Source organism: Halomonas sp. CnH100-B (genome assembly GCF_024124605.1).
Lineage (GTDB): Bacteria > Pseudomonadota > Gammaproteobacteria > Pseudomonadales > Halomonadaceae > Vreelandella.
Window position 1 is genome coordinate 175,855 of the sequence record NZ_JAMXRX010000004.1, and the last position, 19,839, is coordinate 195,693.

A 19,839-nucleotide genomic window follows, 5' to 3' on the forward strand; every position below is an offset into this window, starting at 1 on the left:
ATGTTGCTTGATACCACGACGTTAAACCAGCAAAGAAACTTCTTCGACGGCCATGCGGATATCTGGCTTTTTGGCTACGGTTCGCTGATTTGGAAGGCCGATTTTGACTATTTAGAGCGCCGGCCTGCGGCGATTACCGGCTGGGCGCGGCGCTTCTGGCAGGGCTCCCACGACCACCGCGGCACGCCGGAAGCACCGGGGCGAGTGGCGACGCTGATTCGTGCCGAAGGCGCGGTATGTCATGGCATGGCCTACCGCATCACCCCAGAGGTGCTCGCACCGTTGGATGTGCGGGAGAAAAACGGCTACCTGCGGGAAAAAGTCACGCTGACGTTTTTGGATGAAGCGGGTAACCCTGACGCCGACCAAGCGCCTAGCGAGGGGCTGATTTATCTGGCCAGCGAGGACAACCCTGCATTTTTAGGCGATGCCCCGCTGGCCGATATCGCCCAGCAAATTGCCCAGGCCCATGGCCCCAGCGGCCCCAACAGCGCTTACTTGCTGAACCTCGCCCAAGCGCTGCGCGAGTTGGGCACCGAGGATGCGCATATTTTTGCCCTGGAAGCGCAGCTACAGCGCTACCAGTAGCGCGGATAGCGGCGGTGGCGCGCCAGGTTATTGACCAGAATCGCCACCATTAGCATGACGATGCAGCCTGCGCCAATAGGGATCAGCGGATACCACCAGCCCAACTGATGCACGCTGGCACCGCCTGCCACGGCAATCAGCGCAGCGGCAGCCCCTGGCGGATGAACGGTATGGGTGAGCTGCATAACCAAAATGGAGAGCGACACCGCCAACGCCATCGACAGCGGCGTGGCCCCCAGCAGTTGATAGCAGCCCACGCCCACACAGGCAGAGAGCACGCTGCCAAACAGCACATGGCTTGGCTGGGCAAAGGGGCTTTCCGGGGCGGCATAAATCAGCACCGAGGTTGCCCCGAACGAGCCCACGATCAACAGCTGCTGGGAGAGCCACTCGGCGCTTAGCCAGCAAATCAGCGCCATGCCAGTAAAGGCACCCAGCCACGACCAGCAGGCATCCTGCCAGCCCACCCGGGGGCGCGGCGTTCGTTCTCCGCGCATCTTGCCAAGATACGTTTTCATCGCACTCGCCTTTGCACAAAAAGAGTGCAGATGATGACAAAATGCACCAAAGAAGCAAATGACGATGCGTCATAGTGACATGAATGAGGCTCAGGACCCCTTTTACGGATTCCAACTACGCACGAGGGAAACGCTTTATTTTCCCTATCGTCTTAGTACTACATCATCAGCCACGATAGGATAAAGAGCCCAATCAGCGTGCGGAAAATGCCGCCAATGATGGAGCCACGCAAAAACGCACGCAGCCCACCCCACAGCACCAGCAGGCCGATGAGCAGTATCGCGAGACTCAAGAACGAGTCGTTGATCCCCAGCGAACGCGTCAGACCGCCGATAAAGTCGTCAAAAGCACCGAAAAAGTTGGTGAAGAGCCCCACCAAAAACTCCACCACCACGCGAATGGCATCGCCTATCGCCTCGCCGATGCCCTCAAAAAATCCGTTTGCCTGCATGCGCGTTGTCCATTGCTTGAAGATGATTGATCGAAGGTAATCGCTCGAAAATAGCTCGTTGCAGATAGTTCGTTGCAGATAGTTCGTTGCAGATAGTTCGTTGCAGATAGTTCGTTGCAGATAGCAAGCATTGTGTGTGAAAACACGCAGCCTGGCAAAGCCACGCGATTGAGCGGCTTCCACCTTTCGCCTATTCCCTTTTTAGCACCGCCGCGTTACAACGTTAAGTACGCAGTTGCGGGAGAGACTGGTACACGACACCAGCGCCGAAGGAGCAACGACCCCGGAAACTCTCAGGCCAACGGACCGCAGCCGCTAACGTTTTTACCAATACGTTCCGAAGAGCGGTTGATGACGGCGTCACTCAGCCCACCGAAGGAGCAAGCGCCACATCATCGGCGTGAATCTCTCAGGTTCCATGACGGAAGGGGTACGCCTAGCAAACACGTTTGCTGGGGTATCACCCGACGCTCATACAATCTGTGGAGAGACTCATGCAACGCATTGCAATTATTGGCGGTGGTATTACCGGTATTACCAGCGCCTACGCCCTCGTGAAACGCGGCTTTGACGTCACTGTGTTTGAAAAGCATCGCTACGCCGCGATGGAAACCTCGTTTGCCAACGGCGGGCAGCTTTCTGCCTCCAACGCTGAGGTATGGAACCACTGGCCCACGGTCCTCAAAGGCCTGCGCTGGATGCTAAAAAACGACGCCCCACTGCTCGTCAACCCTCGTCCTACCTGGCACAAGCTGAGCTGGTTTGCGGAATTTATCGCCGCCATCCCCCGCTATGCCGACAACACCATCGAAACGACGCGCCTCGCCATTGCCGCCAGGGAGCATCTGTTTCAGTGGGCGCAAGACGAGCAGATCGATTTCGACGTGAAACAGAAAGGCATTCTGCATATCTACCGCGATAAAGCGGGCTACGAGCATGCCGCTAAGGTCTCACAGCTTCTGCACCAAGGCGGGCTCGAGCGTAGGGCGGTCACACCAGAAGAAATGCGCGCCATCGAACCCACGCTCGCGGGTAGCTACTACGGCGGTTTCTTCACCGAAAGCGACGCTACCGGGGATATTCACAAATACACCAACGGCCTCGCAAAGGCCGCGGCCAAACGCGGCGTGCGGCTGAACTACGGCCACCAGGTGACCGACCTGGGTGCGGATGAGAACAGTGCCTGGGTCAGCGCTTCCGTCGACGGTGAAGAGGTACGCCAAAGCTTTGATAGCGTGGTGGTATGTGCCGGGGTCGGCAGTCGTGCCATCGCCGCCCAGCTGGGCGACCGCGTGAACATCTACCCGGTCAAAGGCTACTCCATCACCGTACAGCTGGACGACGAGGCCTCACAGCAGGCCGCACCGACGGTGAGCTTGCTGGATGACGAGACCAAGCTGGTGACCAGCCGTCTAGGGAACGACCGTTTCCGCGTGGCCGGTACCGCTGAGTTTAATGGCGCGAACCGCGACATTCGTAACGACCGGATTCAGCCGCTGGTGCGCTGGGTAGAGCAGTGCTTCCCCGGCGTGAGTACTCAACGAGTGGTGCCTTGGGCGGGCCTGCGCCCGATGCTGCCGAATATGCTGCCTAAAGTCGGCCCTGGCAAATTGCCGACCGTTTTCTACAACACGGGCCACGGCCACCTGGGCTGGACGCTTTCTGCGATCACCGCCGAAATGCTCGCCGACGCCGTGGACCACTCCACCGCCACCTCGCTAATCGCGACGCACTAGGCAGAGCCATCGCTCAAAACGACCAAAGGGGCCGCTGGGCCCCTTTTTGCTAACATGCCATATTGCTAACACGCGACGCGGTCTCGCCCGCTCTCTTTCGCTTGATACAGCGCGTTATCGACCCGTTTCATCATGCTTTTGGGCGTGTCGTTCGCAGCCGCTTCTGCGACGCCTAAACTGACGGTCACGCGCTCGGCGCCTGGAAAGGCGGCGCTTCCGATACATTGACGAATTTTCTCGGCAAGCCTGGCGGCCTGCTCAAGGGACGTTTCCGGGGCAAGAATGATGAACTCTTCCCCTCCCCAGCGGGCGCAGTAGTCCGCACTACGCAGATTGTCTTCCAGCAGTGCCGCCAAGGCGCGCAGGACCTGGTCGCCCACATCGTGGCCTTGGCTGTCGTTGATCGTCTTGAAGTAGTCGATATCGAGCATGATGAGCGAGAAAGGCCGCACATAGCGGTTCAATCGCCCTAGCTCGTGTTTTAACAGGTAATCGAACCGGGCGCGATTCATCAACCCAGTCAGCATATCGGTGGTGGCGAGACGCTTGAGCTCGGCCTCCTTTTCCACCCGCTGGGTGATGTCGCGCTGCACCAATACCAACACGTTATCGGCATAGCCGGGCATCGACATGGCAGTGACACGCCACTCGATGAGCGGCCGCGGCGCCTTGGAGAGCAGCGCTTCCTCAGCGTGGTCCAAGCCGGTGAGGGAGCATCCTAGGCCCAGCTTGCCACCCGACAAGGCGTGGTGGAGCTGGGTCAAGAGCTGCTCGTTCGCCGCCTCTTGATGGACGATTTTAGGCGACGCGCCCAACCAGTGGTCGCGATCTCCTCCCCAAAACTGCACGTACTCCTCGCTGACGTCCAGTATCCGAATGCCCTGGCCGTTAGGCCGTCCGCCGAGTACCGCGACGGCCTGACTGCTGGGTTCGCTGATGGACAGCGGCGCTCCTTGCGTTTGATTTTGCGGGGTTTCTACCATAGTTCATCCAATGAAAGTCGGCGCCTGGGCCGTTTCGTCCCAGAAACGAGCCGTGATCCAAGCGCGATATGTCTCTCGACAATACGTACCCTTCCTGCGCCGACCACGTCGCCATTACACAAAGGATACGCTCGTTTACTAAATAGCAATATAGCCCACGTTATGAATAAGCGAAAAGGGCTGGCCGTTACTCGGCCCTAGCGACCCACAGCCGGTAAAGCGCTGGCGTGAAGAAAAACGACACCAGTGTGGCCAAGAGTAGTCCAAAGCCCACGGTTTGCGCGAAAGGTGGCCAAAGCCCACCGGCGGCCACCATGAGTGGAATGAGCCCGGCAAAGGTCGTGATGGTGGTCGAGACGATGTGCCGACTGGTCGGCCCGCTAATGACCGCCAGCATGGCTTCCCTATCGCCTTGCCGAGCCGCAGGATCATCATCGAACGCGGCAATGATGATGATCGTTGCGTTGATCGCCACCCCCACCAACCCCATGATGCCGACGATGATCACGAAGCCGAAGGCGTGGCCGCTCAGCAGCAGTGCTACGATCCCCATGCCCATCGCCTGGGCACCGGCAATGAACACAATGGCGGCGCGGCGGAAGGAATTAAAGGCCAGTACGACCGTGGCCACCATGGCAATCACTAGCAGCACGACCGAGGCGAGCAGTTGGCTAACCGCTTCGTCACGCTCGGCGGCTTCCCCACCGGTCTCGATCCGATAACCGGGAGGCAGGCGTATCTCACCCGCATCGATGGCTGCTTGCAGCTTGGCATCGAGCTGCGCCATGGAGACGGCCGGCAGCGCATCGGCCACCAAATAGCCCTGCACGAGCTGCACGCGCTCGGCGTTACGGCGGGTAATGACGCTCCACGACGGCGCCAGATAGCTCTCGGCCACGGCGGCCAGCGGTAACCCCTCGCTGACCTGGTCGCTGACCAGGCGCAAGGCAGCCAGCTGCTCGGCATCGGTGCGCCACGCATCGGCATAGCGCACGCGTACCGGCAACTGCTGGGTATCTTCCAGTAAAACACCTGCAGGCTGACCAGAGAGTGCGGCCCCCACCTGCTCGGCTAGGGTCTGGGGCGACAGCCCGGCATCGCTCAGCGCCGTTTGGTCGATCTCCAGCATCAGGCGTGGCAGGTCCTGCTGCATCCCGGCACGCACGTGGGTCACCTGGGAAAGCTGGTGCATCAGGCCCGCCAGCTCTAACCCCAGAGAAGAGAGTATGTCGAGATCGTCACCGTACACCCGGAGTTCGATAGGGGCTTGGAACGGCGGCCCCTGCTCGTACTTGCGCACAACGCTCTGGGCTTGGGGAAAGCGTTGGTCAAGCGCTTGCTGCAGTTGGGGCACTTGCTGGCGAGTGACGTCCAGCGATGCCGTATCGACGATGAGGTGTAAAAACGCCGGGTTGTTGTCCTCGTTCGTTAGCACGTTGTAATACATCATCGGCGCGCTTTCACCGACGAACGCAGACACACGCACCACGCCCGGCAGCTCGCGCACCATACGCTCGACGTCGTGGGCCAGCGATTCCGTTTGCGCCATGCTGCTGGCAGGAGGCAGGCGTACTTCCACGTGGAACTGATCGCGGTCGGCGGGCGGGAAGAACGCCACGTCCAGCGTGGGCATCAGCGCCATGCCCCCCACCGGCACGCAGAGCGTGATCACCATGGCGGCCACTGGGTGGCGCAGTGCGCTGCGCACCGTACCTCGGAAGGCACGCTTGAGCGCATTATCCCGCGGGGCGGGCGGTTTGGCCGCCACTTTGGCCAGCAACATGGGCGATAGCGCGGGCACCAGAAACAGGGAGATCAGGTAGGAGCTGACCAGGGCCACCATCACCGCCATGGCGAGCGGCCCGACGAACTCGCCCGCCGGGCCCGGCATGAGCACGATGGGCATGAAGGCCAGCACGGTCGTCAGCGTGCTGGCAAGCAGCGGCACCGCCAAATGGCGCAGCGCATCCCGAGTCGCGACCAGCGCGGAATCCCCCTGCAGAAAGCGCTCCCGCAGGGCGTTGGTCATCACGATCGCGTTGTCCACCATCAGACCCAGCGCGACGATGATGCCGATAATACTCATCTGGTGGATTTCCATGCCCAACGGCCGGAACAGCGCCAATGTCAGCAGGGCGGTGGCGGGAATTGCCAGCCCCACGGTGAGCGCCGAACGCCACCCCATGGTCAGAAATAGAATACCCACCACCAGCACTAACCCCATCAGCAGGCTAAGCGCCACGTCGCTCAACCGCTGATTGGTGTAGCTGGCCTGCTCGAACACTTCCTCGACGGCGAGCCCCACCGGCAGCTCATCGGCGAAGGCCGCGAGTCGCTCCTGCGCCCGTGCCACCCAGAGATCGATCCGCTGACCAGGCGCCATGCGCGCGCCCACGAACACCGCTCGCTCACCGTTGAGCAGCGCCACGGCGCTGGGTGGGTCTTGTACACCGCGGCGCAGTTCGGCAATTTCGCCCAATTTGACGCTTTGCCCCTGCCGAGTCGTCACGTTGATCTCCCGCAGACGATCCAGCGCGTCGAATTCCCCGCTCAGCCCCACCGTGAGACGGTACCCTTGGGTGACCACCTCGCCAGCGGTGCGTCGTCCATCGCTGGCGTCGATGGCGGCAGCCAGTTGGCCCACGGAAAGTCCGAGGGCATTGAGCTCCAACGGATCGACCATCACCTCGACCTGCTCGCCGGCCACGCCAAAGCGGTGGGTATATTCGGTGCCGGCCACCTGCCGAAACGCATCTTCCAAGCGTTCGGCGTAACGCTCCATGAGCTGTGGGTTGGGCGGCGTATCCAGCGTCCAGCGCAGCGCGGCCACGAGGCTGAAGGCGTAGCCGCGATCATCCAACAGCTCTGGAGTATCTACCCCTTCTGGCAACGACGGTGCCACATCGCCCAGCTTATCGCGCACGCGGCTCCAAACCGGCGCCACGTTGGTGACGTCGTCACCCAGTTCGAGACTCAGCAGCGCGATGCCTTGGCGAGACGTGGATTCCAGTACGCTGATCTCAGAAATGGTGCGCAGTTCTTGCTCGATCGGCCTGGCCACCAGCGCTTCGATCTGCTCTGGGGTGGCGCCTGGGTACGGCGCCAGTACCGTGGCATTGCGCGCGATGAGGTAGGGATCTTCTGCGCGCGGCAGCGTTTGGACGGCCGACAGCCCGGCGGCGATGAGCAGGCCCAGCGAGAGGGCCAGCAGGCGGCGATTGAACAACCACTCAATGCGCATGGGCCACGTCCTCGCTCAGCGTGACCTGCTGCCCGGGCGTAATGCGGTGAGTACCACTGCGAATCAAACGCATACCCGGGGCCAAGGTGCCCCGCACGAAGGCGTCATCCCCTTCGGTGTGCAGTAGCTCGACGCTAGCTTGCGCAACGCGGTAGCGGTCGTCCTCGTCTGGCTCGGCAATCAATACGTTCCACAGGCCCCGGTCGGCAGCACGCAGCGCCGCTAGCGGTACCCAATAACCGCTCGCGGGTTCGGTCATCGAGTAGCTCAACTCGGCCAAATCGCCAGGCACGGCAGCATGGTCGCCCGTCATCGCCACGACCAAGGTTTGTGTACGGCTGTCGCCATCCACTTGGGGCAACCGGGCACGCACGCTGCCCTCGATCGTTTGGTCGTTCACCTGCAGCATCACGGCCTCCCCGACGGCAAACGTCGCCGCCAGCCGCGCGGGCAAGCCAAGGTGCGCCTCCAACTGGCGCGTATCGATGACATCGAACGCCGCCGTGCCGCTCGTCACGAGGCTTCCTACATCGATGTAGCGCTCGACCACTCGGCCCGCAAACGGCGCTTTGAGCGTGCTGTCTTCTAGATCGGCCGTGAGGCTATCGCGCTCGGCGGCCAACGCAGAGAGTCGCGCTTGCAGGGTCAAGCGGTCGGTGCGGGCCTGATCCAACGCCGTACGGCTCGCAAAGTTGCTCTGGTTCAACTGCGCTTCGCGCTCTTCCTGACGCTGGGCCAGAGCGAGGCTCGCGCGTGCCTCTTCGCTGCGTGCTGCCACTTCGGCTAGACGGCTCTCTAGCCGGCGGGTATCGAGGGTGGCCAACACTTCGCCCTGCTCAACTGCATCGCCTCGGTCGGCCTGCAGAGTCTCCACTCGCCCGGCCGGTTCGAAGGCCAACGATACCGACTGGCGCGCCACCACTCGGCCGGTTAAACGCACTTCTCGCGTCAGCGTGTCAGCCTGCGCCAGCGGCTGCGCCACGACCTGGAGCAGGGCGTTATCCGCGCCCTCCTGACGCGCCTGCTGAGCGCTACTACGCTGACTGGACACCAGCGCCACCACGATCAGCGTCACACCGATCATTAGCAACGCCGCCAGCGCACCGCGCAGCCGGTGCCCCCAAGAAGTCTTCAACGTACCCATGTTGGCCTCGAAATGGTTTATTCTTGAACGATAGCGTTCACTATAATATGTGTACATTACCGTTCAATAACTATTTACGTATGGGCATGGATTTCTTGCATGACAGACGCTCGACCGACGTCGCCTGACCAAAAACGCAGCGCAGGCCGCCCCAAAGACATGGCAAAACGCGATGCGATGCTGGACGCTGCGGCCTGCCTCTTTTTTCGCAACGGTTTGGAGGCCGTCACCATGGAAGCCGTCGCGCGGGAAGCCGGCGTGTCGAAAGTGACGGTGTACGGGCATTTTGCGACGAAAGAGACACTGTTTGGCAGCGTCATCCGCCGCGAAACCGCGACGATCCGTCAAGGGCTGGCCCAACTTCCCGATACCCACGACGCCGTGCGCCAGTCACTGATCGAGGTAGGGGTCTGCATGCTGCGTTTTTTGCTGGAACCCCACGTTCTGGCGGTAGAGCGAGTCATGAGCCACCAGGGCGAGCAGCACCCCAAGCTGCTGAGGGCCTTTTTCGACGCGGGCCCGTGGGCCATCAGCCAGTGGCTGCGCGAAAAACTGGAAGGATTGGCCAGCGCTGGCCACCTGAGCCTACCCGACCCGGCACGCGCCGCCGACCAGCTCTGCAGCATGTGGCAGGGTATGCTGATTAAGGAGGTGCGGATGGGCGTGCGCCCCACGCCCACCGAGGAGGAAATTCAGCGGCAAATCACCAGCGCCGTCGATGTTTTTTTGGCAGCGTATGGGCGGCGCTGATGCGCATTAAAAAGCCCCGCCTTCGCGGGGCTTGGAGCATGGTTTAAACCGTTGATCGCGTGTTCGTGGTTCACACCCCCACCGGCCCACCATCGCGCTTCTGAATCACCACGGTGGCGGCACGCGGGCGTACTTGCCCACTCGCCGCCGCAGTGGCGTCTTGCACCAGGGCACTGCCATCCGCGGGCCAGTTGCCGGGGTGCTGGATGTTGATGAACAGCGCGGTTTTATCCGGCGTGGCAAAGATGCCGGTCACTTCGCAGCCGTTCGGCCCCACCGCAAAGCGTTTGAGCTGCTGCTGGTTGCTGCTGTTGATCACCGGCCCTGTACCGCGAATATCCTCTAACCCTTGGGGCACCACGGCCAATAGCTGGTCGTTGGTGTGCTCGGTAACGCCTTCATAGCCGTTGTCGGTCTGAATCCACAGGATGCCTTGGCCATCTTCACGCTCATCGAACCACAGGCCATCTGGGCTGGCGAACTGGTTCATCTCGTTTAGCCCGGAGTGGTTATCCGCGTCATCGGCCGCTGCGCCGAACACAAATACTTCCCAGGTGAAGGCGTTGGGCAAGCGGCTCTCCCGCCAGCGAATCACGTGCCCGGCCTCGTTATTGGCGCGGGGGTTCGCTGCGTTCGCCGGGGCGGTAGCGAACCCGACACCAGGCTGGCTAAGCTCGCTGCCGTCATTAGTGAAGGTGGCATCGCTGCCCTCGTCACTGCGCTGGGTGTTGTTCGTCAACGTGAGATACACCTCACCCGAGGCCGGGTCTACCGTGGCCCACTCGGGACGGTCCATCGGCGTGGCGCCCAGCAGGTCGGCGGCATCGCAGGTGTTGATGATGATGCCTGCCAAATCGTTCTCGGCTAGGCCAAGTGCGGCGGCCAGCGTGCGGCCATCCTGGGTCTTGGCGCTTGGTGTGAGTGGCAGCCACTCGCCGCTGCCATCGGCATGGAAGCGCGCCACGTAGAGCGTACCGTTATCCATGTATTTATTGCCGATGGCGAGGCGGTCGTACTCAGCGCCGGGGCGGTTGGCATCGGCGGGATCCCAGGCGGCATCAGAGACGTACTTGTAGACATACTCGTTACGGGCATCGTGGCCTGAATAGTAAACGATGGGCTTGCCCGCTTCTAATTTGCCCAGCCAGCACCCTTCATGACGAAAACGTCCCAGCGCCGTACGCTTCACCGCGCGAGCACCGCTGTAGGGGTCGACTTCTACTTGGTAGCCGAAGGTACGTGCCTCGTTGCGGTAGTCATCTTCGGCACGCTCACCGCGTGGAGTGATGTCAAAGCGCGCAAACTCACCGTTTTGCTCGGTGGCGTCGCCTGCCGAGGTATCCCAGCCATAGCGGCTTTTATCCGTGGGAATACCGATGCGCGCATCATCCTGGAAGCGCTCGCCACGGTTGACGAAGATATCGGGCCAGTTCTCTTCACAGGCGATATAGGTGCCCCAGGGAGTCACGCCGTTACCGCAGTTGTTGTTGGTGCCGCGGGTTTGCGTGCCGTCAGGGGAGAACTGGGTTTTTACGTAGTCGCTACCCGCCACGGGGCCCGCTAGATCCATCACCGTGGCGCTGGTGAAGCGGCGGTTATAGGGCGAATTGGCAACGTGAGACCACTGGCCGTTAGCGTCTTTCTCAACTTCAACCAGCGTGACGCCGTGGGCATTGATTTCGGTGCGTGATTCGTCTGCGGGGCGCGCGCCCGCTTCGGCATTGGTCGGCCCACCTTGGGGTGCCCACAGCGCGTCTTGATCGATGTACTCGTTGTTCAGCGCCAGCACAAAACGGCGCGAGGCGTTATCCGCATCCAGGGCGAAACCAGCCATGCCGTCGTGGTGCATGCCCACACTCATCGCCTGACGCTCGGGTGTCATGGGCTGGTCGGCCTGCCACTCCTGGCCTGCCTGCAGCGGCGTACCCCAGGGCACTAACACCTGGGCTACGTAGCCCTCCGGCACGACCACGGCATCGGTGCGGGAACCGCGTACGGCCTCAAAGGCCAGTGTGAGCGGCGTTTTCGCCTGCTCGCCTGCGAGCGCCTGCGCAGCCCCGCCAAACCCCAACATGGACGCTGCCGCCAACCCCAGGCCGCCTCGCATTACGTCGCGCCGAGAGACGTGCTGAGCCAACACCTCGGCAAACGGCTGGTTATGGCTGTGGTTAAACAGGCGGTGATCTTCGATTTCCTTGCTCATGGTGCTCTCCTCGTCATCGCTGGTCAGAACGGACGTCTGCGTTTGGGAGGAGACTATTAGGCAAAGATGAATTAACCATGACGCATTCACGACCGTTATATGACGATCCGTGCGCAAACGGTTGACCCTTGCCCACCAACACGCACCAAAAGCTATACAAATCCATCACACTCATTAGACTCTACATAAACACAGTTGAGCCAATGAGGTGCCGCTATGTCTTCACCACTCCCCCCTCGTTTGACCCTGGATGAGCTTTCCCAACTGACCGCACCGCTGCCTGACGTCGAGCTGCATGGCATCGATATGGGCTGGTACATCGTGCGCCTGCATAGGGACGAATCGGTCAGCTTACTGGTCAACCCACAGGGCGAAACGAAACGGTTCAGCGGCACTCAGTGGGTCAGCCGCGCGCTGGCACCGCTGGGCTTTACCCACGGCATCCTCACCTGGGCCGATGCCGCCGATGAGATGATTGGCAACCCGACCCCACCAGTCTCCGCCCAGCAGCGGCTTGAGCATGGCGTCCGCGTGGCCTTTGCAACTCGGCACTAACACGTCCCGGTCTTACCTCCGCGATGCGGCATGACTCGCCATGATGGTAAAAAAGCCTTCATGGCTTTCAACCCCGCCTGTCGATAAGATTCATAACGAGCCATCAAGCGCTTTCAAGTAGTTGTGTCAAAAATTAATGATCAAAGGATGGACTCTATGCGCGATGAAGAGAAGTACACCAACACCGAGGAGCAGTTGCTCTATCTTCAAAAGTTGCTCGACGAGGAAGATACGGCTGCCCTGAACGAGCTATTCAACGAGCTCGATATCTTAGCGATTGCGCGCACCCTTGAGTCTTTTCCTGCCAAAACGCGTGACCTGCTGTGGGAGTACATTCCAGAGACGCTGCTTGGCGAGGTGCTCGCCGAGGTCGACGAGGACATTCGCGCCGATTACATCGAAGACCTAAGCGCCAGCGATGTTGAACAGATCGTCAAGGGGCTGGACGCGCAAGAAGTCGCGGAAGTTCTCGATGTCGCCGACGAAGAGATCAAAACCACCGTCTACGCCAGCCTAGATCAGGAAATTCGCGCCCAGGTCGAGAACCTCTATACCTACGAAGAGGACATGGTCGGCCGTTACATGGACCCCGAAACGGTCAATGTAAAGCAGGGCGTATCGCTGGAAGCAGTGCAGCGCTATATCCGGATTCATCACCTGCTGGACGACGATTCCCAGCAGGTCATGATCACCGACAAAGACAAGCGTCTGCTGGGCACCCTGACGCTGATCGACTTGGTCAAGCAGCCTCAGGAGAGCACCGTCGACGAGTTTATGGACGATGCGCCTTACACGCTGAATGACCAGATGAAAGTAAGCGACGCCGCCGCCCTGCTGCGCTCCAAGGAGCTGCCCTTCGTGCCGGTGTGTAACAGCGACGGGCTACTGGTAGGCCAGCTGAACGCCGCCGACGTACTGGAAATTACCCAAGACGATGCGGACATGACGTTGAAGCACATGTCCGGCGTGAGCGACGAAGAAGAGGTGTTCACCCCAATTCTGCGCAGCGCCAAGAGCCGCGGTATCTGGCTCGGCATCAACCTATTGACCGCATTCTTAGCCGCCTTTGTGATCGGGCAGTTCGAAGCGGTGCTGGATCAAATCGTCGCCCTCGCCATCCTGATGCCGGTGGTCGCCAGCATGGGCGGGATTGCAGGCAGCCAAACGCTCACGGTAGTCATCCGCGGCTTGGCATTGGGGCAAATTGCCGGTAACAACAAGCAGTGGCTCTATAACAAAGAGATGTGGGTCGGCATGAGTAATGGCTTGGTCTGGGCCCTGGTAGTAGGCGGCATTTCCTACCTGTGGTTTAGCGACCCGCTCATCACCCTGGTGATTACGTTGGCGATCTTCATCAACATGAGCCTCGCCAACCTTTCCGGCGTTCTCATTCCTTTGGTACTGAAACGCTTACAAATCGACCCCGCCCTCTCCGGCGCGGTCATCCTCACCACGGTCACCGACGTGGTGGGCTTTCTCTCGTTCTTAGGGCTGGCGACGCTGATTATTTTGTGATCAACGCGATGGAAAGGCGCAGCTGCTTTTCTATTCGCCCGCTAACATTTATCTAATGCTATCCTAGCGTGCCCCGCCGCTGCGGGGCTTTTTTATGTTGGTCGTCTTGAATACTGAGTGAGGCTACATGCTCCCCGACTACTCCCTCGTCGCCTGGCTGCTGATCATTTTTTCTGTCTATCTCACCGGCGTCTCTAAAGGGGGCTTTGCGGGCGGCTTTGGTACGCTCTCGGTGCCGCTGATGGCAGTGGCGATTAGCCCCACCCAGGCAGCTGGGCTGCTGCTGCCGTTACTGCTGGTGATGGACGTCTTTGCGGTCAAAGCGTGGTGGGGCAAGCACGATCGCGCGGAAGTATGGCGCTTTGTGCCGGGGCTGTTCATTGGCGTGACGGTGGGAACGCTGCTGTTTGGCAGCCTAAGCGAGCAGGGCGTGCGGCTGGTACTGGGTGTTCTATCGGTCGTGTTTGCGGCCTATATGCTGCTCAAACCCGTGGCGAAAAAACCCATCTCCACCTACTGGGCGCTGCCCGCCGCAAGCGTGTGCGGTTTCACCAGCTTCATTGCCCATGCGGGCGCGCCGCCGATGAACATGTACCTGATGCCGCGCAAGCTCACTAAAGAGACGTTTATTGCTACCTGCACAGTGACCTACGCCGTGGTGAACACCATCAAACTCGGCCCGTATATGTGGCTAGGCGAAGTCAACATGACCAGTGCCTGGGCCTCGCTGCTGCTGGTACCCGTGGCTTGGATCGGGGTACGTAACGGTCTTTGGCTACAGAGTCGCGTCAATGAAAAGCTGTTTTACCGCCTGGTCATTCTGGCCATGTTCCTGGTGGGCCTTAATTTGGTATGGCAAGCCGTGCGTTAGTCACCGGGGCCGATGGTGCGGACAAGCAGGCGCCCTCCTCCTCTTTTCTACGCCCCTCGGCGCTCTCGTAAGGAGGGTTTGAGTCACTCTGTATACCGTCATGTTATTCGCCACAATGACAACAAAGGTGATCTCATGTTTGCGAAATACTCCGTTGCCCTGGCTGCCAGCGCGGCACTGAGCATAGGGCTTTCCGCGCAACCTGCTAGCGCTGATACGTTCGTGCACTTATTTGAATGGCAGTGGGAAGATGTTGCCCAGGAGTGCGAAAATTGGCTAGGACCAAAAGGATTTAAAGCCGTACAGGTCTCGCCTCCACAAGAGCACATTCAGGGGGATGCTTGGTGGACTCGCTACCAGCCGGTCAGCTATCAGCTGGAAAGCCGCAGCGGCTCCAGCGACGCCTTTGCTGATATGGTGCAGCGCTGCAATGCAGCGGGGGTCGATGTGTACGCGGATGCGGTGATTAACCATGTGGCCCACGGCAAGGGCCAGGGCATTGCCGGCTCGTCTTATGACAATGAAGCACTGAACTATCCCCATTATCAGCGCGATGACTTCCACGAACCCTGCGGCATCGAACAGAGCGACTATACGCAAAATGCTGAGCGCGTTCGGCAATGTCAGCTAGTCGGCCTACCCGATCTGAACACGAGCGACCCCACCGTGCAGAGCCATATTGCGGATTACTTGGATACCTTGGCAGCACTGGGTGTGAGGGGTATTCGGGTCGATGCAGCCAAGCATATGGCCCCCAGCGATATTGCGGCCATTCTGGCGCAGGTAGATGCGCCGCTTTACGCCTTTCAGGAAGTCATCGACCTAGGCGGTGAGGCGATCAGTGCCACGGAGTATCAAGGTACGGCGGATATCACCGAGTTTCGCTACGGAGCGTCTCTTGGTGATATTTTCAACAATCGAGCCCTGGCCAACCTTCAGCAGTTTGGCGAATCGCCTGCCCTGCTGCCGAGCGATCAAGCCGTCGTATTTACCGATAACCATGATAATCAGCGTGGCCACGGGGCGGGCGGCAGCAATATTCTGACGCATCGAGATGATGCGCTTTATCGCTTAGCCAACGTGTTCATGCTGGCATGGCCGTATGGATACCCGAAAGTCATGTCGAGCTACGCCTTTTCCGACAGCGACCAGGGTCCGCCACAAGTCGCCGTCTACCAGCAGGGCGAGGCCCAATGTGGGGAAGCCTGGGTATGCGAACACCGCTGGCCCGAGATTGCCAATATGGTCGCGTTTCGCCAACAAGCCGACGGCTCAGAGGTCACCCACTGGTGGGATAATGGCCATCATCAAATCGCCTTCAGCCGCGAAGCCCAGGGCTTTATTGCGATTAACCGGGAGCCGCAAGCGCTCACCCACACTTTTCAAACCGATATGGCAGATGGCCGCTATCAAAACGTGACGGCTGAGGGACAATGTATCGTGGTAGAGGATGGTCAACTGACGTTGAGCGTTCCCGCCATGTCTGCGGCAGCCCTGCACGTCGGCGCTCCCTGTCCAGCCTCATAGCCTGGTCGTCTAACGGGCTCTGCCAGCAGAGCCCTTCAAAGAGATGTTATGACGCGACTGGCAACTCTCGCCATGCGCTTAAATTGCCTTAGCAACTTGGGCAAGTGCGGATGCCCGCCAGTCTAAGCGTCGCCACCCTTCTACACTAGCCACCTCGGCCAATACCGGGTCTGGGTTGACCGCTACGGCGCAATCCACGTACTGCAGCAGCGGCAGGTCATTGCGGGAGTCGGAGTAGAAAGTGGTATGGCTTGGGGTGATGGCGTGTTCTGCTAACCACTGCTGAAAGCGGATCACCTTGCCGCCTCGGTACGAGAGCACGCCTTGGCTAGCGCCGGTATACACACGCCCCTCCTCTGAAGTGGCGACTTCCAGCTCCACCGCGAGCACGTGCTCGATGCCCAACGCCGCCGCAATGGGGGCCACCAAATGGTGGGATGAGGCAGAGATCAGCACCAGGATATCGCCCGCCTTTCGATGGCTTTCTAGGCAGCGCCACGCCTGATCAAAAATACGCGGCTGTAGATGGGTGGCGACAAAGCGCTCTACCTCTTTTTCGACGTCGGACACTCGCCGCCCTTTCAAGGGAGCCAACGTCATGGCGAGGTACTCTTCCAACTTGAGCTTGCCCGCGTGATAGGCCTGCTGCATCTGCTCCGCACGCGCCATGAAGCGCTCCGCGTCGCTGATCCACCCTTGCTCAATCATCCATAAATTCCAGCGGTCGCTGCAGTCTCCATCCAGGAGGGTGTCATCAAGGTCAAACAGGGCCAGGCGCATGGGAAACTCCTATCGTCGCGGTTTGGCGCGCGTAGGGTATGCCAAGCATGATGACAGTAAGATGACGAACGCGCGCCTAACGGCTCAGCCAGGTACGGGCAAAACTGTCGGCCGACAGCGGTTTGCCAAACCAGTAACCTTGCGCCTGATTGCACCCCATCTCGGCCAGTAGCGCTGCCTGGGCGGCACTCTCGACGCCTTCGGCGAGGGTTTTCATGTCCAGCGTGTTGGCCATGGCGATGATCGTTTGCACGATGGCGCGATCGTGGTGGTTATCCAACATATCGCGCACGAACGAGATGTCGATTTTGAGCGCATCGGCTGCGAAACGACGCAGGTAAGAGAGCGAAGAGTAGCCGGTGCCAAAATCGTCGATGAACAGCGCATAGCCTGCTTGGCGCATGGCCTGGGTGATAATGACCGCCTGATCGGGGTCGCGCATGAAGTCACTTTCGGTCAGCTCGATGGCAATCGCACTGGGCGAGACGCTGGAGGTGAGCGTGGCAATATGGGTGGTCAAGCGCGGGTCGGCAAACTGCTGCGCGGAGATGTTGATCGATAGCCGTCCAGGGAGCGGTGTACCCGCCGCCTGCCACTCGCTCAGCTGGCGAGCGGCCTCTTCCAGCACCCAGTCGCCGAGTAAACGAATCAGCCCGCGCTCCTCTGCCAGGGGGATGAACTCACCCGGGCTTACCCAGCCCCACTCGGGATCGTGCCAGCGGCACAGCGCCTCTGCCCCGGTCAACGCTTGAGTGTGTAAATCCACCTGAGGCTGGAAGTAGAGTTCCAGCCGCCGCTCCAAGATCGCCACGTGCAGCCGCTCGGTCATCCATTGGCGGCGCTCCAGGGTATGACGCATGGTTTGCGTATAAGGAGAGATGTTGGTGTCGCGCTTTTTGGCGTGGTGTAGCGCGATGCTAGCCGCATTGAACAGCTCGCTGGCCTTGGCGACATCGCCAGGGTAGCGCGCAAAGCCAATGCTCACGTCCAAATTGAAGACGCGATGATCCAAACGAATCGGCCGCTTGACCAAGCTGCACAGCTGTTTGACCACGTCATCCACGCTCGCGCGATCGATGTGAGGCAACAGCAGCGCGAACTCGTCCCCCGACAGTCGCGCGCAGTGCACGTTCGGCAGGTCCAGGTGACGCAAACGTCCCGCCACGGTGGCCAATAACTGATCACCAATGTGATGACCGTGCAGGTCGTTGATCTCTTTGAAGCGGCGCAAATCCAACAGCAGCAGCGCCAGCGGCGACGTCTGCTCATGGGCAAGCTGGCCCATGTCGCGCAGATACTCCATGAACTGCACCCGGTTGGGCAAACCGGTCGTGCTATCGGTGTAGGCCAGCTGATGCATATGGCGATGGTCACGGCGTCGCTCTAGCTCCGCGGCCGCTCCCGTGGAGAGAATCTGTAGCACCGACGTAGCAAAGGCATTGGTGGTTAACGGCGCTTGGTAAAACACCATCATCGCCCCAATGGCTTCGCCTTTCGCGTTATCCAGCCGTCGACCAATCCAGGCTTGTGCGCTCAGCGTAGCGCCCGGCAAGGTGAAGCGCTGGCCATGATGGACGACGCTCTCTTGTTCGAGTACGACGCGCTCGACCGGCGTATCGCGCAGCAAAAAGGTGTGATTCTTGCGAGGCTGACCGGCGACGACCAGGCTCACGGTATGGCCCGTGGTGGCGGGTAGCACATTATTGGGGTGGGGTGACGCTCCCTGGGGCGGCGGTACGGGCTGATCCAGTAGGGCAATGAACCCTGCATCGGCTTCCAATAGCGTGGTCAGCGTGGCGATCAGCTGCTGAAAGTAGTCATCGCCTACCCGGGAGGTCACGGTCGAGGCGACTTGTACGACCGCCTGCTGCACTCGCTGCGCCTCTTGCTGGTCGGTCACGTCGGTAATGAAGCCTTCCAAACAGAGCACGTCGCCTTCGTCGGAGAAAATGGCCTGCCCCTGTTCCCACATCCAGCGCTCGCTGCCGTCGCGATGCCGGATACGAAACGTCACCCGATAAGGGCGGCGCTGGCGAATCGCCGCCTGCACCTCCTGGAACAGCCGCTCTTGATCCTCCTTGTGCACGAGACTAGCAAAACTCGTCACTCGGCTGTGTTCCAACTCCTCCGGCCGATAACCGGTCAGCGCTTCGGCACCTTGACTCACTAACTGCATGGTCCAGTCGTGGTCATTCAGGCAGCGGTAGGCCATGCCGGGCAAGTGATTGAGCAGGGTGTTCAGCCGCCGCTCGCTCTCTTTGGCGGCGGCCTCGCTTTTGCGCAGCGCGGCTTCTGCCTGCCGACGACCCAGCTCGGCGCCTGCTTGTGCGGCGGCAATGCGCAGAATTTCGTTCTCTAACCCATCGAATGCCATGGCACGATTGTTGAGCACGGCCAGTAGGCCAATGGCCGAGCCATCGGGTCCAAACAGCGGCAAGCCCATGTAGCTATCGGCACCGAGCTGGCTCAGGAGATCGTCTTCTGGAAAGCGGGACTGCACATCGCAGGCGTACAGGCAGGGCTCACGACCTACCACGGTTTCACAAGGGGTGCCCGCCAGCGGATAGGAGAGATTGGCTTGCAAGCCCCCTCTTGACCAAACGGCCAGGGTTTCCGCTATATTGGCATCAGTGACGACCGCCACCAGCGCATGGTCGACGGCCAGTAGATGAGCAAGCTGTTCCACCAGGGTAGCAAAGAAACAGGGCTGACCACTGCGTCCGACCCCTTCTGCCAACTGGCGAAAAATCTCTGCTGCTTCTTTCCTTGTGTGCATCGTTGCACTCGCTTATGTCGTTATAGAGCAGCTAAGCTTTGCCACTGTTTTAACAAAGCACGGCGACGTTTGCACCATAAACAGCTACCTTATGGAAGATGTCGAAATGCCCAAGCGTATCGGTGGCCTTGGCATTATGATAAAAACATCTATCGCTATTCAGTTGATTGCCCGCTTCGCTGCACGGCATTTGAGGAGAC

At 60.2% G+C, this 19,839-nt stretch carries 15 protein-coding genes and 2 riboswitches; of the genes, 7 read left to right on the forward strand and 8 right to left on the reverse strand.

From position 1 onward, the window contains the following. A complete protein-coding gene (locus NH398_RS10455; RefSeq protein ID WP_062374154.1) occupies positions 1-588 on the forward strand; it encodes a gamma-glutamylcyclotransferase in 588 nt (195 codons plus the stop codon). On the opposite strand, the gene NH398_RS10460 is transcribed toward NH398_RS10455, so the two are convergent. Together NH398_RS10460 and NH398_RS10465 are read right to left on the reverse strand one after the other, a co-directional pair. Further along, positions 579-1,106: an HPP family protein gene (locus NH398_RS10460; protein ID WP_253018415.1), complete on the reverse strand. Its 528-nt coding sequence runs from the start codon at positions 1,104-1,106 to the stop codon at positions 579-581. The genes NH398_RS10455 and NH398_RS10460 overlap by 10 nt on opposite strands. 158 nt (positions 1,107-1,264) lie before the next feature. Continuing rightward, entirely contained in the window at positions 1,265-1,558 is a 294-nt protein-coding gene (locus NH398_RS10465) for a hypothetical protein (RefSeq protein ID WP_044630200.1), read from the reverse strand. Positions 1,559-1,786: 228 nt separating this feature from the next. Beyond that, a riboswitch (glycine riboswitch) is annotated at positions 1,787-1,877 on the forward strand. A gap of 8 nt (positions 1,878-1,885) precedes the next feature. Continuing rightward, a riboswitch (glycine riboswitch) is annotated at positions 1,886-1,993 on the forward strand. A gap of 59 nt (positions 1,994-2,052) precedes the next feature. Between NH398_RS10465 and NH398_RS10470 the strand changes: the two genes are divergently transcribed. Further along, a complete protein-coding gene (locus tag NH398_RS10470) occupies positions 2,053-3,294 on the forward strand; it encodes a D-amino acid dehydrogenase (RefSeq protein ID WP_159343365.1) in 1,242 nt (413 codons plus the stop codon). Positions 3,295-3,359: 65 nt separating this feature from the next. On the opposite strand, the gene NH398_RS10475 is transcribed toward NH398_RS10470, so the two are convergent. The 3 genes from NH398_RS10475 to NH398_RS10485 form a co-directional block, all read right to left on the reverse strand. After that, positions 3,360-4,277: a sensor domain-containing diguanylate cyclase gene (locus NH398_RS10475; RefSeq protein ID WP_253018417.1), complete on the reverse strand. Its 918-nt coding sequence runs from the start codon at positions 4,275-4,277 to the stop codon at positions 3,360-3,362. Between the two features lie 187 nt (positions 4,278-4,464). After that, entirely contained in the window at positions 4,465-7,518 is a 3,054-nt protein-coding gene (locus NH398_RS10480) for an efflux RND transporter permease subunit (protein ID WP_253018419.1), read from the reverse strand. After that, positions 7,508-8,662 (reverse strand): efflux RND transporter periplasmic adaptor subunit, encoded by a 1,155-nt coding sequence (locus NH398_RS10485; protein ID WP_253018421.1) that lies wholly within the window; start codon positions 8,660-8,662, stop codon positions 7,508-7,510. The genes NH398_RS10480 and NH398_RS10485 overlap by 11 nt, the downstream gene beginning before the upstream one ends. A 99-nt stretch (positions 8,663-8,761) precedes the next feature. Between NH398_RS10485 and NH398_RS10490 the strand changes: the two genes are divergently transcribed. Next, the gene (locus NH398_RS10490) at positions 8,762-9,412 is read left to right on the forward strand and encodes a TetR/AcrR family transcriptional regulator (RefSeq protein ID WP_159343369.1); all 651 of its coding nucleotides are present in this window, start codon (positions 8,762-8,764) and stop codon (positions 9,410-9,412) included. Positions 9,413-9,482: 70 nt separating this feature from the next. Here the strand turns inward: NH398_RS10490 and NH398_RS10495 are convergent, their stop codons facing one another. Continuing rightward, positions 9,483-11,615: a PhoX family phosphatase gene (locus NH398_RS10495; RefSeq protein WP_253018423.1), complete on the reverse strand. Its 2,133-nt coding sequence runs from the start codon at positions 11,613-11,615 to the stop codon at positions 9,483-9,485. A 216-nt stretch (positions 11,616-11,831) separates the two neighbouring features. On the opposite strand from NH398_RS10495, the gene NH398_RS10500 reads away from it, so the two are divergent. The 4 genes from NH398_RS10500 (at position 11,832) to NH398_RS10515 (ending at position 16,083) form a co-directional block, all read left to right on the forward strand. Next, entirely contained in the window at positions 11,832-12,170 is a 339-nt protein-coding gene (locus NH398_RS10500; protein ID WP_253018425.1) for a DUF6482 family protein, read from the forward strand. Positions 12,171-12,326: 156 nt separating this feature from the next. Then, positions 12,327-13,685, forward strand: a complete 1,359-nt coding sequence (mgtE, locus tag NH398_RS10505; RefSeq protein ID WP_159343372.1) for a magnesium transporter — start codon at positions 12,327-12,329, stop codon at positions 13,683-13,685. Between the two features lie 127 nt (positions 13,686-13,812). Continuing rightward, positions 13,813-14,556, forward strand: coding sequence for a sulfite exporter TauE/SafE family protein (locus NH398_RS10510; protein WP_253018427.1), 744 nt, complete (start codon positions 13,813-13,815; stop codon positions 14,554-14,556). Positions 14,557-14,691: 135 nt separating this feature from the next. Continuing rightward, on the forward strand, positions 14,692-16,083 hold the full coding sequence (locus NH398_RS10515) for an alpha-amylase family protein (protein WP_253018429.1): 1,392 nt from the start codon (positions 14,692-14,694) through the stop codon (positions 16,081-16,083). Positions 16,084-16,161: 78 nt separating this feature from the next. Here NH398_RS10515 and NH398_RS10520 read toward each other — a convergent pair whose 3' ends face one another. Together NH398_RS10520 and NH398_RS10525 are read right to left on the reverse strand one after the other, a co-directional pair. Next, positions 16,162-16,863 (reverse strand): HAD-IB family hydrolase, encoded by a 702-nt coding sequence (locus tag NH398_RS10520; RefSeq protein WP_253018431.1) that lies wholly within the window; start codon positions 16,861-16,863, stop codon positions 16,162-16,164. A 76-nt stretch (positions 16,864-16,939) separates the two neighbouring features. Beyond that, positions 16,940-19,639, reverse strand: a complete 2,700-nt coding sequence (locus NH398_RS10525; RefSeq protein WP_253018433.1) for an EAL domain-containing protein — start codon at positions 19,637-19,639, stop codon at positions 16,940-16,942. Positions 19,640-19,839: the final 200 nt, after the last annotated feature.